We start from the raw sequence: 13,705 nt of genomic DNA, 5'->3' as shown, positions 1-13,705 counted from the left end.
CCAATTCTATCTTAATTTTATGATTATTTGGTCTAGACATTGGGGAGTACCTTAATATGTTGCATATAAATAATTATAGAAGGGGTCAGCACAGAATTCGGAGAAAATAGTACGCTAAGGAATTTTGTTTATTAATAAGTTTATTAAAATCAAAGACTTATTTTTTACCCTTTGCCTTTTTAATAGAGATGAATAATATGCAATTTAATTAAGAGTATTTTCATAAATTTATTAAACAACAAACACATAAAATTCAATAAATGTACCTAGCGTACAATATGAACCGAATTCCGTGCTGACCCCTTTTACCGTCAGGCTGCCTGACATAATCTACCAAGTGTTTTTCTCCGTTCTTGACAGCAGAGATCAGTTGTTCCAATGATGAGTTTTACCTATCACAGTAATTTAAATACTAAACAAATGTACTTACCACCCTATATGGTCCGTTTTCTGTGCTGACCCCAAAGAAAGCTAAATCAAAGGCTTTAAAGTGATTTTCCAGCTTTTTAGGAAAGTTACAACTTCGCCTAAATGCTCGCCTTACTCGATGTCTGATAGTGCAATTATTACCTTCAATGCCTTTTGCAGTCTTTGTATTTATAGTTTCGCTTACCATAGCTTTTGAAACCATTTTTCTTTATACTGTCACTTAGACAGGCTGGGCATTTGATGTATAGTGTCATTTGCATTTCACTATTTATCAATTTCTCAGCCTGTTTTTTCCAGCCTACTTTTTGAACCACCACCCGGATATAAATGTAGCTATGAATAAAACAACTTTTAAAATATCGAAGATGGACTGCCCTTCGGAGGAAAACCTAATCCGAATGAAATTAGAGGGCCACTCGAATATTGAACATCTTGAGTTCGACATTCCTAACCGTCAATTAACTGTGTTTCATCATGACAATATAGAAGGGATAGAGACTGCTATTCATGACCTAAAATTAGGAGACACCTTACTCTCGACCGAAACCATTGACCCCTCTGATCCCAACAATAATTTTAAAGTTGATGCTGACTCTAGTCACAAAAAAGATGCTGAGCAAAGAAAGCTACTATGGATAGTGCTGGTCATTAACTTTGCTTTCTTTATTATTGAAATGAGCACGGGACTGATTTCTCGTTCGATGGGGTTGGTCGCCGACAGCTTAGATATGTTAGCAGATAGCTTCGTGTATGGAATTAGCTTATTTGCGGTCGGTGGAACGGTCATTAAGAAAAAACGGATTGCTAGAGTTGCCGGATATTTTCAAATTACGCTGGCGATTCTTGGTTTTTTAGAAGTACTAAGACGTTTCTTTGGCAATGAGCAGTTACCTGACTTTTCTACCATGATAGTCATATCGATTCTTGCGCTAATTGCAAACTCGATTTGCCTCTATTTACTACAAAAATCGAAAAGCAAAGAAGAAGCCCATATGCAAGCCAGTACGATTTTCACTTCAAACGATGTGATTATCAATTTAGGGGTAATTGTTGCAGGGATTTTGGTTAATTGGTTACACTCTAGTACGCCTGATTTGATTATTGGTAGCATCGTATTTGCTTTAGTTATTCAGGGCGCCTTTAGAATATTGAAGTTGAGTAAGTAGCCAAGCCTAATAACTGAAGCAAATAGCTCAAGTAAGTAGCTTAATTAAACCGCTAAGTGTAAAGTAACTGGGTTTGAAGCAAATAAACATCATAAGGATATGAGACCTCAAGCAATGATTGAACAAACTTTAAATCTAGTCACCACCAAAGACCATCAGCAAGTTGCCGTTTGGCGAATAATAGATGATGAAGTCTTTGATAAGAATCTGGTGGTGGTCAACTAATTTAGGACACTAATAAAATTCAAACCTACATGGGGTCAGCACAGAATTTGGAGAAAATAGCACGCTAAGGAAATTTGTTTGGTCTTTTTATGATTGAAAATACCGGCGTTCGTCTCATTTACTTTAATGTATTAGAAGATGGGCTGATTGTGATGTCTTACTTCTACGCAAAAAATGAACAAGAAAATATATCGCCAAGTGAGCTTCAAAAGCTAAAAAGATAACCGATGAAAACAAATTTTCCTAAAGACTTCGATATTGAAGCAGCTGTTCAAGCGATTATTGATGATGAACCTGATTTAGTCGCAGAGCGAGACAATCTGATTGAAGCATTGAACCAAATCAAAGCAGGTATCTTTGCACGTACGACAGACATATCAGATACGGCTTAAGTCCGTCATAAAGCGGGTTTATCGCAAAGTCAATTTGCCAAAATCCTAGGCATTTCGGTCAATACGTTAAAATCTTGGGAGCAAGGACAACGTAAACCCAGCGGTTCAGCTCAAGTTTTACTTAAATTATTAGGCAAAAAGCCTGAGTTAATTGATGAGATTGCTCATTTGGCGTAGTACTTGAAGCCTTTTAGTAACTACCCTTCGTTGATTTTAATTAAAATTTTCTAATAGGGCCTATCTATATATTTATTGGATGCTGATTTGTAGACAAGTTAATTGATAAAAATAGGGGCGATTTGCCCCTGTTTTTTCGCCTAAATAAAATTGTCTAAAAAACCCTGGTTTTTTAGACAATTAAAGGATACTTAAAAATACTCGATAAAAGTCGTTAAATACCTATTTTTTCCGTTTTCTGTGCTGACCCCAGGTTAAAGACAAAGAGCCGATGCTTGTCTAAGATTGAACCCTAAGTAATTCACATCAACACCCTTATTGCGATTTTAGCTGAATTATGCATTAGTTTTCGCTACACTGATACAAATTTTATTTTGAGATCAGACGCATGAATGCTTTTGACATTGCTGCTATTTTCTTGACCTTGACTGCCTTACTTGCTTATATCAATCATCGCTTTATCGGTCTACCGACTACCATCGGTGTGATGGTCATCTCACTGCTGCTGTCACTTATTGCGATTGTTCTCAATGCCTTAGGGTTTGATACACTGATTGATTATGAAAAAATGCTGGTCGGTCAGCTTGATTTCACTGAAATACTCATGGATGGGATGCTCTCCATGTTGTTATTTGCTGGTGCATTGCATATCAACTTGCAAGATTTACGACGCTATAAGCTGCCTATAGCCTTGCTTGCTGTGGTAGGTACGGTGGTATCAACTTTTATTGTCGCAGGATTGACGTATGTCGCCTTACAATGGCTAGGATTTAACCTTGGTTTTATCTGGTGTTTATTGTTTGGGGCGCTCATTTCACCAACCGACCCGATTGCTGTTATGGGGATTTTAGCCAATGCTAATGCCCCTAAAAACCTTAACACCGTAATTTCGGGCGAGTCATTATTTAATGATGGGGTTGGGGTGGTGATTTTTATGTTGCTACTTGGCGTACTGACAAGCGGCGAGATACCAACAGCAGGGCATATTGGGCATTTATTGTTAATTGAAGCAGGCGGCGGTATTTCATTTGGCTTGTTACTAGGTGCCGTGCTGTATTATTTGTTAAAAAGCATTGATTCGTATCAAGAAGAAGTGTTATTAACCTTGGCTGGGGTGTTAGGCGGTTATGCGTTGGCCAGTCACTGGCATTTATCAGCACCACTTGCGATGGTTGTCGTGGGTTTAATGGTCGGCAATCAAGGGCGAAGCTATGCCATGAGCGATAATACTCGTCACTATGTGGATTTGTTTTGGGAACTCGTTGATGAGATTTTAAATGCCATTTTGTTTGTATTGATTGGTCTTGAAATTGTGATGGTGAGTTTGAATAGCAATTTGCTAATAGCGGCGATATTAGCGGTAGCTATTGGTTTACTCGCTCGTTTGATGGTTGTTGGCGGTGTAACGTTTAATCTACAAAAATATTTAGGTTTGCCCAAAGGTGCTTGGAAAGTATTGACTTGGGGTGGACTGCGAGGCGGTATTTCAGTGGCATTAGTATTACAATTGCCTGCCGGTGCCGAGCGGGATTTGTTATTAACGTTGACTTATGCGATTGTGGTATTTTCCATTTTAATTCAAGGTTTGACGATTGGCCGAGTGGCAAAAAGTGTGACAGCCAGTCAGCTAAAGGTGCTATAAAGGTATCAATATGTTTGAATTAATCCTATCTTTTATTGATTATTTGCCTACCTATGTCAGTATGGTGAGCCAAGCGGATATGCTAGGCGACAAAGTGAATGAATACCAAACCATTATGACATCAGCGAATCATCTATTGCAGCAGATGATAAGCCGCATTCCATATTTGATAGTTGCTTCACTTGTGTTTGTAATATTTTGGGTGTTGTCGATTTTTTTTAAAAAAGCGGTCACTAGAATACTAGGGAGTCGTAAACACCATCAAAATTTAGTTACAGTCTTTAGGCGGGTGGGTAGTGCACTTATTTTATTTTTAGGCTTTATGGTCGCCATGATTATCGCTGTACCAAGCTTCACACCGGGTAAACTCATTGGTGCATTAGGGATAGGGTCGGTTGCGATTGGTTTTGCTTTTAAAGACATCTTCCAAAATCTATTATCAGGCATATTGTTATTATTATCAGAGCCATTTCGTATTGGCGACCAAATTATTTCGGGAAATTTTGAAGGCACGGTCGAAGATATTCAAATACGTGCAACCACAATCCGCACCTATGACGGCAGAAAAGTCGTAATTCCTAATTCTCAACTTTATACCAGTACTATGACCGTCAATACTGCCTATTCACAACGCCGTCTAGAATTCGATGTAGGCATCGGGTATGAAAACAACATCATTGATGCTCAACAAGTGATTTTAAGTGTGTTAAAGGCAGCGCCAACGGTATCGAAACTGGCAGAACCGTCTGTAATTGCTACAGCGTTAGCAGATAGCAGTGTGGTTTTAAGGGTGCGTTGGTTTATCGATGATGGTACACAGACTAATCGAGTAGCTTCTATCAATGAAGTTATTATTTTGGTTAAGGAGGCATTGGAAGAAGCGAATATTTCCATTCCTTTTCCGGTTACTACATTGGATACCAACCATCCATTATTGGTAAAAATAGAAAATAGTTCAGATATAAAAAACTAACCTTGTCCTTTAATCAAGTAAAATTATTATGATGGATTTAAGCACATTAACGTTTACCAAAATAAAAGATAATCCTAAACTAGTTGATCAATCTTTTAGCTTGTATAAAACCTCAGTTGTCCCCGACAAGGCATCAGTAGAAGTGACCGACGCCCTTGCACTGACGCAAGAGGATATTGAAAATTTAACCGATCAAGGATTTGATGAGAAAACTATCGAAGCTGTTGCCCAAGCGGTAAATGAGCAGCTTAGTAGTAATGCCAATGAAGAGGAAGATGGCGATAAAACTGACAGGAAATCGACCACAGAACCTCATTTAAATGCTAAGCATCAAACTCATAATATTGACGCCTCAAATGAACCAAATAAAACGTTAACCTTTGAGATGATCGACAAGAATATTCATCAAACTGTACAAAAGCAGTTAGAAGAACAGCAAGAAGCTCAGTACGAAGCCTTTAAACAGTATCTTGCTAAAAAAAATAGCGAACAAACCATTGATTATCGTCAAGTGCGTATCAATATCGAATCGGGGGCATTACCCACACGGGCATTTTATTTGTTAAATGGACTGGCGGCAATCATTGCTGGTTTTGGTTTATTGGCCAACTCCCCTGCCGTTGTGATTGGTGCAATGCTAGTGGCGATGCTCATTGGACCTATCAGCGGTATTGCATTGGCTATTATTGATGCGCGTTTTGCCTTACTCAAAAAATCCTTACTGACGTTATTTTCAGGCGGTGTGCTGATATATGTGATTGGTATGATATTGGGTTGGCTTTACCCAGAACAGTCACAAAGCCAAGAAATCATCGCCCGTACCGCCCCCAATACTATGGATGTAATGGTAGCACTCGCAGGCGGAACTGCCGGTGCGTATGCCACGATTTCTCGCAATTTATCTGTTGCCGTAGTAGGAGTAGCAGTGGCAACCGCTTTGGTTCCACCGCTGACCGCTAGCGGCATATTGTTAGCAAATGGTAAATACGATTTGGCATTAGGAGCATTGATTTTGACGCTAACCAATATCTTAGCGATTCAGTTTACCAATGCACTTGTGCTCTGGGTTGCAGGGTTTCGAAGGCTTGATACCGATGCGGCAGAAGATGAAAAAGTTAAGGATTCTAAATGGCAGCAAAGCTTGCTATTTATACGTCGCAATGCCGTATCCTTGGTACTTTTAATCGGGATTAGTATTTATTTAACCCTGAATTTTCAGCAAAAACTTAAACAACAAAGTTATGAAGCAGCCGTCAATAAAATTGTTAAACAATCCATTGCAAATCAGCCAAATTATGTAGTTAGCATTAGCTATGATGTGGCAGATAAAACCCCTAAAAAATCGCCTACTGATACGTCTAAACCTTACCTTATTCGCGTATTATTACAAGGTTTAACAGCACCGAAACATAGTGATATCCAATCAATGGAACAAAAAATTATTGCATTATCTAAGGCTCGCTTTCCAAGTCGCCCACAAGCTAAACTGCAAGTACGATTCGTACCAGAACAAGTGATTGAAACAACGCCAATCACTAAAGATGATGTTAAACTTGATGAGGCATCAATTAGTCAGATTAAAGAGAGTAACAAGTAAGACTCAATTATGTTATTTATTGCCAAAAGGGTAAGCAATAGTGTTTATAGTGTGAGTCATCAATAATATCTCTTGTTATTGTTGAAAATAAAAAACACTCATTAAGTCAACGGTTTTATCGCATTTGGCTTTCAATAATAACTAGTATTATTTATTTCAATTAAAACCTTTCAATTATATTTTATTCATTCAACATATATCCATAAATTATTTTCTCAATAACTTTAAATAAACCTTAACTATAAAATTATAGTTAAAGTTATTGACTATGAATTCATAGTTAAATAATATAACTATAAAATTATAGTTAAGAGAGAAAAGCATGACGACGGGCAATATTGTCTATCAAGAGAACTATTTTCCTAGACCAAAAGATGAAAATAAAATTTGGCGTAAAATTAAAAGTGGTAATCATTTATTGCTATTAGCCCCTCGTCGAGTCGGCAAATCCTCTATGATCCAATTTCTAAAGGATCAGCCTAGAACTGGCTATACTGTCATATATAGCTATGTCCAGGCTTGTGATAGCGAGCAAAAATTTTATGAGAAGCTGCTGTTAGATATTAATCAATCTGAGTTTATTAACCAAGACAGAATATTTAATAAGCAATTTAGAGAGAGTATGGGTAAATTGGCGATTAATTTCTCATTTGAATTTGTGGGTGTAAAAATTGCCACTGATATTAAAAAACAACCTGTACCACTTACTCAAAAAACTGTCCGTCAAGTCTTATTAGAAGCCTTAAAAGATAATGATATCAAAATCATTTTAGCCATTGATGAATTCCCAGACGTCCTGCTGACTATCTATGAGCAAGCAGGGGTAGGGGCAGCAAAGGCATTTCTAGCTAGTATTCGTGAGCTATGCCAAGACATAGAGTTTAGCCGCCATGTTCAATTCATTTTTACTGGCTCAATTGGACTTGATACCTTGGCTAAAAAGTTAAGCCTGAGTAATCTTATCAATATGCTGACTGAAGTGGGTATTTCCCCACTAACCAATGAAGAAACTTACAACTTTATTGATTTTTATCTAAAAAACCAGCGGATATCAGTGCAACTGTCAACCTCAATCAAACAACTTATGATTGAGCAGATAGGTTGGAATATGCCGTACTACCTAAGCCTAGTCTGCGATCAAATGATTGATGATGACGTAGACTTCAATCAAATAGATAGTCAGCAAGTTTTAGACAGTATTAATCGTCTATTTGCCCAGGAAAATACTACCAAATTCTCGCATTGGCGGGAACGCTTAAATCGATTAGAGCCGCTAGAAAAGCAATTTGCATTGAAACTACTACAATTGGTTAGTCAGCAAGAGCAAACCCTTAGCCATGCTGAAGCATTTAATCTAAGCCAACATGCAGACTTTAGAGATAGTGTCAGTTTTAACTATGTCATAAATGCCTTGCAAACAGAAGGGTATTTATTTCAGGAGTTTATTGAAAACAGCTCTCGCTATCGCTTTACCTCACCGCTATTAAAACGATGGTGGCAACGCTATGGAAACTAATATTCAACCCAACGCTTCTATTTTGCTGTATAACACCCAGAATATCGGTGAAGAACAGTTAAAAGCCCAGTTTACGCTTCGTACCAAAGAATATGAAAAAATATGGCAGGATATTAAAACCCATACCATGGATCATCCTGCAACCCACTATTTAATTCAAGGCATTAGAGGAGCAGGGAAGACCACACTCTTAACTAGACTATATTATGCTGTGAATGATGATAGCAAACTAAATCAATGGCTGATTCCTATCTTATTTAATGAAGAGGAATATGGCGTTTTCTCGTTATTTACCTTTTGGCTTAAAGTAGCTGAAAAACTGAGTCAAACAGATAATCAGCGGTATGGAGATCTGTATAACCAGCTACAACACCTTGAAGTAGGTCAAGAAGGTCAAGCTTGGCCCCTCATTAGAAAGAACTTACAGCAACACCGACATAAGCTATTGCTACTCATTGATAATTTAGCGGAACTCTTTGCCTCATTTGATGCAACCGAAAATGCCCAGTTACGAGAGATACTAAGCTTACATCCTGAAGTACGATTAGTGGGTGGCTCATCCATAATTTTAGACGCACACTTTGATGGCACAGCACCTTTTTATCAATTTTTTAAGTTAATAAGTCTAAAAGCGATTTCTGAATCAGAAATGCATCAACTTTTTATTACTTTGGCCAAACAATATGGTGATTCAGCGGTTGATAGAATTCAGACAATTATTCAAGAACACCCTGAACGGCTTGAAGCCATACGTCGTTTAGCTGATGGTGTTCCAAGAACACTCGTACTATTGTTTCAAATTATTATGGAAGGGGGCAAAGACAGCAGTTTTGCCTACCTTGAAGAAACCATCGATAAAACCACGCCGCTCTATAAGCATCGAATGGATGACTTGTCAAAGCAACAGCAGGTTATTGTGCATCATATTGCCATGAATTGGGATGCAATGAGTGCTAAAGAGATTGCTCAGCAGACGCGATTGCCAAGCAAAACAGTTTCTGCCCAGCTCGTTGAGTTGCAGAAACGTTGGGTTATTGAAAAAGTTCCCACTAATACTCGTAATAATTTATACCGAGTGCAAGAGCGTTTTTTTAATATCTGGTACTTAATGCGGTATGGGGCAAAACAAGATAAGCGGCGGGTGTTATGGTTAACCAAGTTTTTAGAAATCTGGTATAACGAGAAAGAGTTATCAATTAAGTTGGTAGAAGCATTATTAAAACTGTTAGATAAAGATAATACAGTTCAGGATTTATTGGTAAACGCATTTCTAGCTTCTGAGAAAATTGATCCAGATATTCGTGCGGCTATGAAGATCGAGTATGATAATCGTCTTAATCGCCCATCTATTTCGCTTGACAGTCATCAACCACAAATTAAGAAAGATTTTTTAAAATTTGTTGGGAGTGTAGAAGACAAAATCATCGCGAATTTTATTGAAGCTCATGTTCACGAAATATCTTTAAAAGATTACCTTGAATATTATCATGTGCTGTATCAAATACAGTCAAAACTTTTTGACCCTTCAAAAATACTATCTCGAGTTTTAACTCAGTCAAATGCAGGATTATTTGAAATTCTCCATCTCTATACGGCAATTTATAAAAAAAACTTGGTAGGTTATAAGCAAGTCGCTTTAAAAATGATAGAAGTCAGTCTTTTGCAAATGCCAGATGATATCTCTCCCAATATTCTACCTCTAATATCCATTTATTGGACACTGTGCATTTGGGATGAACGTTTCGAATCAGTCGCTAAAGTATTACAAGAAACTGCGGAACAAAACTTATTCGATGAAGAATTTCTTGGTATTAATGAATCGGAAGTAAGTTTGTTAAAAGAGGTGTTTTTTGATGATTTCATTCATATGTTGTTGGTAAAAGAACAATACGAGATGGCGTATAATCTTTTTGACCAATTTGACTTGAAAGATATCTTGAAACCCTATTATTACGCTACTCTAAGCTTTTTAAAGGATGATCGTAATCAAGAATATCTACGTATGGGTTCGGAATTAACACAAACTGTTGATGAAATTTTAGAAAGTGTAATGAAATATCGTCAAATTTATTCTAATACTGAAGCTTATTAAAAGCGACCATAATATTAACTATAAGAGTTAAAAAAATCTAAAGGGCATTATGATTCAGATAAAAATGTTTTCAGCAAAAGATGGTGACAGTTTCTTGATAAAAGCAGGAAATGAACCAAATAGCCATGTTTTAATTGATGGGGGATTTAGTGATACTTTCAGAAAATTCGTGAAACCAGAATTAGATGAAATAGCTTCTAGAAATGGCAAGCTAGGACTCGTTGTAGTTTCTCATATTGATGAGGATCATATTAAAGGTATTATCAAATTAGTTGAAACTAACGGAAGTCATTCAAATCCAAGTATTATTGAAATTGAAAATATTTGGCACAATAGCATAAGAGCTATCACAAATTATGAATCAAATATAGACAGTTTGGCTCCAAAGAATAAAAACATTATAAATCGTTTAAACTTGTTGGGTTATTCTACGCCAGATCAAGATGAAAATATTAGTGCTAAACAAGGCAGTGCTTTAGCTAAACTTTTAGTGCAAAATAGCTATCATTGGAATTTTGGTGAGGGCTACCAACCTATTTGTAAGGAAATATTACCTTGCTTTTCTCTAAATGCTGATATAAGTTTTCAACTATTGACACCAAATCAGGAAATTTTAAACCTCTTAAAACGCCATTGGGAAAAGGAACTACGTAACAGAGGTTTCATAGGAAATATAAGTGAATCAGTATTTGATGATGGATTTGAGTTTCTGCTATCAAGAGAAAAAAGTATTGTTAAAAGTGAACTAATTACTGCAACTCAAAATCTTGAAAAAGCTTATATTCCAGACACCTCTATTACAAATCGTTCGTCGATTAGCTTTGTTTTACAATCAGAAGGAAAGCGTATTTTATTTTTGGGAGATGCCTGGGCAGAGGATGTTGAACAATCTTTGATCGACATTTATGGGGCTCAAGAAAAGATAGTATTTGATGCTATTAAGATTTCCCATCATGGAAGCCGTAGTAATACAAGTGTAAGATTATTAGAATTAATTGATGCCCCTATTTTTTTTATTTCCACGATAGGCAGGAAACATGGGCATCCTGATATGCCTGTTCTACTAGAGATAGTGAAAAGGAATGCTAGCTTCAAGAGAAAAATTTATTTTAGTGAGAACAATAAGAAAATTGAGACTTTAAAAAAGTTTGAGAAAGAATTTAATTTTGAAGTTATAAATGCCTCTAATGGTTGGATAAAAATATAAGGATTAACTTGTGGATAATATTTTACCAACTATAGTGCTCAAAGTTAGTTGTGGAGACGAGTTTGGAAGTTGTTTTCTAATCAATGACAATACAGTCATTACCACTAGACATTGTTTAACTAATCACTTTGATATTGGTGCTGAGATAAATGTATTAACTTTGAATTCAGAGCAGAAATGGTCAGTCGAAGTACTATATGAAAATACGAATAATGATATTGCTATTTTAAAATTGACAGGAGAGAAGACCACTACAAATTTCATTCCTCTTAGTATTGCTCTCCCAAGAAGAAAAAGCGATTGGACGGGATATGGATTTCCAAATGCCAAAGATACGCCTCATTTTTTGAACGGTAAAATTTCACTTATTAACCAGAATAAGTCACATAACATATATGGTGATATAGAATTATCAATTGACCCTGAGTGTAGGCTTTCGGATTTTTCAGGTTTTTCAGGCTCTCCAGTAATGGTTGATAACCAAATAATAGGTATTATTAAAACTCAAATGGATAATGCCCAAAATATTGGAGCCATTAGTCTATTTTCCATTCAAGAAATTATTTCTGAGTATATTAACTTAGATTTCAACGAGAATGAAACTGACGCCACAGATAAAATTATTAACCGTACAAACTTTCAAGAAGAGTTTGAAGCAAGAATACTCAAAGAAGATGAACAATATTTCTTAGTAGAAGGTGTTCCTGGAATTGGAAAGTCAACTTTTTGTGAAACTTTTTGTGCTATAAATGAAAGATTAAGACATATAGGAACTTACAGTTTATCAAATTATAATTCTAATAAGAGTACTCTTTTACTGGCAAATCCTGAACAATTATACGAATGGTTAGCTATTAATGTTAGTAATATTGTAGGGTTCCCAATGCCTTCTTTATCACAACACAAGAATTCAGTTGAAGTTGCTAACGATGTGAATGCTTTATTTAGTTTACTCTCAAAATTTTGTAATGGTAAAAATATAGTAAGTACAATAATAATTGATGGTATCAATGAATTATTTGATGTCAATCCATTTGCACTTGACCAATTTTTAGCGGTTTTACCAACTAAGTTACCTAACAATATAAAAATTATTTTTTCATCAACTAGTTATGAATTGGTACAAAACCATATAAACAAGTTATTATCAAAAAAAGATACTATTATAATAAGTGGTTTTTCATTTGATGAGGTTTTTGAGTATTGCCAAAACCATCTTCCTATCGATTTATTCAATAACCAATTAGTAGAAAAAATAAATAAAATTTCTGAAGGTCATCCTCTATATTTAAGATATATAGTTGATTATATTCAAGAAACTAATGATATTTCGCTGATAGATTTTCCAGTATTTTCTGGTAGTATTGAAACCTATTATGAGAATATATGGCGGAAAATTTCAGAAGACCCTCAATTGATTTATATATTGGGAATTGTTGCGAGACTACGAGATGAGATTGGAGAAGATATCTTATCCAATTTATTGAACCAAGAGCAACAATTGCTATTTCAATCCCTGAGACCAAAAATTCTACATCTTCTATATATTGAAAATGGTAATATCAGTATCTATCATCAATCATTCACCTTGTTTATTGAAAATAAGACGCTGGAGATTGATGATTCGATATACAACCAACTATCTGAGTATGTAGTTAGTAACCTTAACTCTAATTATGCAACTGAAAATTTAGTGTATTTTCTTTTGCGGTCAAATAAGCATAAAAGCTTAGGTATACAGTATTGTAATCAAGAATGGGCTGAAAAGTGTGCAAAATTAGGTGTTAATCCACATTTAATTTTATCTGATATTCAAAGTGCGTTATCGACTGCATTTACTATCAACGATAGTAAAGCCGATAGTCCAGAAGTTGTAAGGCTGCTGTTGCTGAAAAATCGTATTCAATATAGATATAACAACCTTTTCTTAAATGACATAGTACTTACAGCCAAAGCATTTATAAACTTGGGGAGAGTACAAGAGATTTTTAATCATATTGTTCGATATGACACCTTAATAATTCATATTGGTGAAGCTCTCGAGATAGCTAATATGATGTTCAAAAACGGTTCTTTAGAAGAAGCTGAAATTATTTTTGACAAAATTTTCGATAAGACCCTTGAACATTACAAGTATATTATGTCAGCAGGAAAGGGTATAGAAATTAGTGAAATTATCTATATTCACCAGATTCTCTTAAAATCACAAGTTGGACTAGCTAACATATTTCATGATAACAGAGAACGGAAATTTGAAGTATTTTTTAAGTCTTTAGAGCAAATTTTAGA

At 35.7% G+C, this 13,705-nt stretch carries 11 protein-coding genes and 2 pseudogenes; 12 read left to right on the top strand and 1 reads right to left on the bottom strand.

All coding sequences use genetic code 11. The features are described 5' to 3' along the window. Positions 1-572: 572 nt before the first annotated feature. Positions 573-683 carry a transposase-like zinc-binding domain-containing protein gene (locus tag RTR63_RS11865; RefSeq protein ID WP_472796588.1) on the bottom strand — a complete coding sequence of 37 codons (111 nt, stop codon included), beginning with the start codon at positions 681-683 and terminating at the stop codon, positions 573-575. Between the two features lie 81 nt (positions 684-764). On the opposite strand from RTR63_RS11865, the gene RTR63_RS09930 reads away from it, so the two are divergent. The 12 genes and pseudogenes from RTR63_RS09930 to RTR63_RS09875 all read left to right on the top strand — a co-directional run. Beyond that, positions 765-1,595 carry a cation efflux transmembrane domain-containing protein gene (locus tag RTR63_RS09930; RefSeq protein WP_128681863.1) on the top strand — a complete coding sequence of 277 codons (831 nt, stop codon included), beginning with the start codon at positions 765-767 and terminating at the stop codon, positions 1,593-1,595. A gap of 99 nt (positions 1,596-1,694) precedes the next feature. Further along, positions 1,695-1,820 (top strand): hypothetical protein, encoded by a 126-nt coding sequence (locus RTR63_RS09925; protein ID WP_256713876.1) that lies wholly within the window; start codon positions 1,695-1,697, stop codon positions 1,818-1,820. A gap of 89 nt (positions 1,821-1,909) precedes the next feature. Then, positions 1,910-2,044, top strand: a complete 135-nt coding sequence (locus tag RTR63_RS09920) for a hypothetical protein (RefSeq protein ID WP_257619763.1) — start codon at positions 1,910-1,912, stop codon at positions 2,042-2,044. Positions 2,045-2,047: 3 nt separating this feature from the next. Continuing rightward, entirely contained in the window at positions 2,048-2,212 is a 165-nt protein-coding gene (locus RTR63_RS09915) for a hypothetical protein (RefSeq protein WP_257619762.1), read from the top strand. 12 nt (positions 2,213-2,224) lie between these two features. Continuing rightward, positions 2,225-2,389, top strand: a pseudogene (locus RTR63_RS09910) (helix-turn-helix domain-containing protein); the annotation flags it as partial. Between the two features lie 388 nt (positions 2,390-2,777). Then, the gene (locus tag RTR63_RS09905; RefSeq protein ID WP_312524024.1) at positions 2,778-4,031 is read left to right on the top strand and encodes a cation:proton antiporter; all 1,254 of its coding nucleotides are present in this window, start codon (positions 2,778-2,780) and stop codon (positions 4,029-4,031) included. Positions 4,032-4,041: 10 nt separating this feature from the next. Then, complete coding sequence (locus RTR63_RS09900) at positions 4,042-5,004, top strand: mechanosensitive ion channel family protein (RefSeq protein ID WP_312524022.1); 963 nt, start codon at positions 4,042-4,044, stop codon at positions 5,002-5,004. Between the two features lie 148 nt (positions 5,005-5,152). After that, positions 5,153-6,601: pseudogene (locus tag RTR63_RS09895) on the top strand (DUF389 domain-containing protein); the annotation flags it as partial. Between the two features lie 322 nt (positions 6,602-6,923). Continuing rightward, positions 6,924-8,117 (top strand): AAA family ATPase, encoded by a 1,194-nt coding sequence (locus RTR63_RS09890; RefSeq protein WP_312524020.1) that lies wholly within the window; start codon positions 6,924-6,926, stop codon positions 8,115-8,117. Further along, entirely contained in the window at positions 8,107-10,209 is a 2,103-nt protein-coding gene (locus RTR63_RS09885; protein ID WP_312524019.1) for a hypothetical protein, read from the top strand. Before RTR63_RS09890 ends, RTR63_RS09885 begins: the two co-directional genes overlap by 11 nt. A gap of 49 nt (positions 10,210-10,258) precedes the next feature. Further along, the gene (gene avs1a, locus RTR63_RS09880) at positions 10,259-11,416 is read left to right on the top strand and encodes an AVAST type 1 anti-phage system MBL fold metallo-hydrolase Avs1a (RefSeq protein ID WP_312524018.1); all 1,158 of its coding nucleotides are present in this window, start codon (positions 10,259-10,261) and stop codon (positions 11,414-11,416) included. Between the two features lie 10 nt (positions 11,417-11,426). After that, a partial coding sequence (locus RTR63_RS09875; RefSeq protein WP_312524017.1) for a S1 family peptidase occupies positions 11,427-13,705 on the top strand: 2,279 nt, incomplete at its 3' end.

The sequence above is a fragment of the Moraxella sp. CTOTU47724 genome (assembly GCF_032014955.1).
GTDB lineage: Bacteria > Pseudomonadota > Gammaproteobacteria > Pseudomonadales > Moraxellaceae > Faucicola > Faucicola tetraodonis.
This window is presented reverse-complemented; position numbering and strand designations above follow the sequence as displayed.

Bases quoted from the DNA above. Each gene is read 5' to 3' on its own strand.
- RTR63_RS09890 (WP_312524020.1), top strand. From the start codon at position 6,924: ATGACGACGGGCAATATTGTCTATCAAGAGAACTATTTTCCTAGACCA.
- RTR63_RS09905 (WP_312524024.1), top strand. From the start codon at position 2,778: ATGAATGCTTTTGACATTGCTGCTATTTTCTTGACCTTGACTGCCTTA.
- RTR63_RS09915 (WP_257619762.1), top strand. From the start codon at position 2,048: ATGAAAACAAATTTTCCTAAAGACTTCGATATTGAAGCAGCTGTTCAA.
- RTR63_RS11865 (WP_472796588.1), bottom strand. From the start codon at position 683: ATGACACTATACATCAAATGCCCAGCCTGTCTAAGTGACAGTATAAAG.
- RTR63_RS09920 (WP_257619763.1), top strand. From the start codon at position 1,910: ATGATTGAAAATACCGGCGTTCGTCTCATTTACTTTAATGTATTAGAA.
- avs1a (WP_312524018.1), top strand. From the start codon at position 10,259: ATGATTCAGATAAAAATGTTTTCAGCAAAAGATGGTGACAGTTTCTTG.
- RTR63_RS09885 (WP_312524019.1), top strand. From the start codon at position 8,107: ATGGAAACTAATATTCAACCCAACGCTTCTATTTTGCTGTATAACACC.
- RTR63_RS09925 (WP_256713876.1), top strand. From the start codon at position 1,695: ATGAGACCTCAAGCAATGATTGAACAAACTTTAAATCTAGTCACCACC.
- RTR63_RS09930 (WP_128681863.1), top strand. From the start codon at position 765: ATGAATAAAACAACTTTTAAAATATCGAAGATGGACTGCCCTTCGGAG.
- RTR63_RS09900 (WP_312524022.1), top strand. From the start codon at position 4,042: ATGTTTGAATTAATCCTATCTTTTATTGATTATTTGCCTACCTATGTC.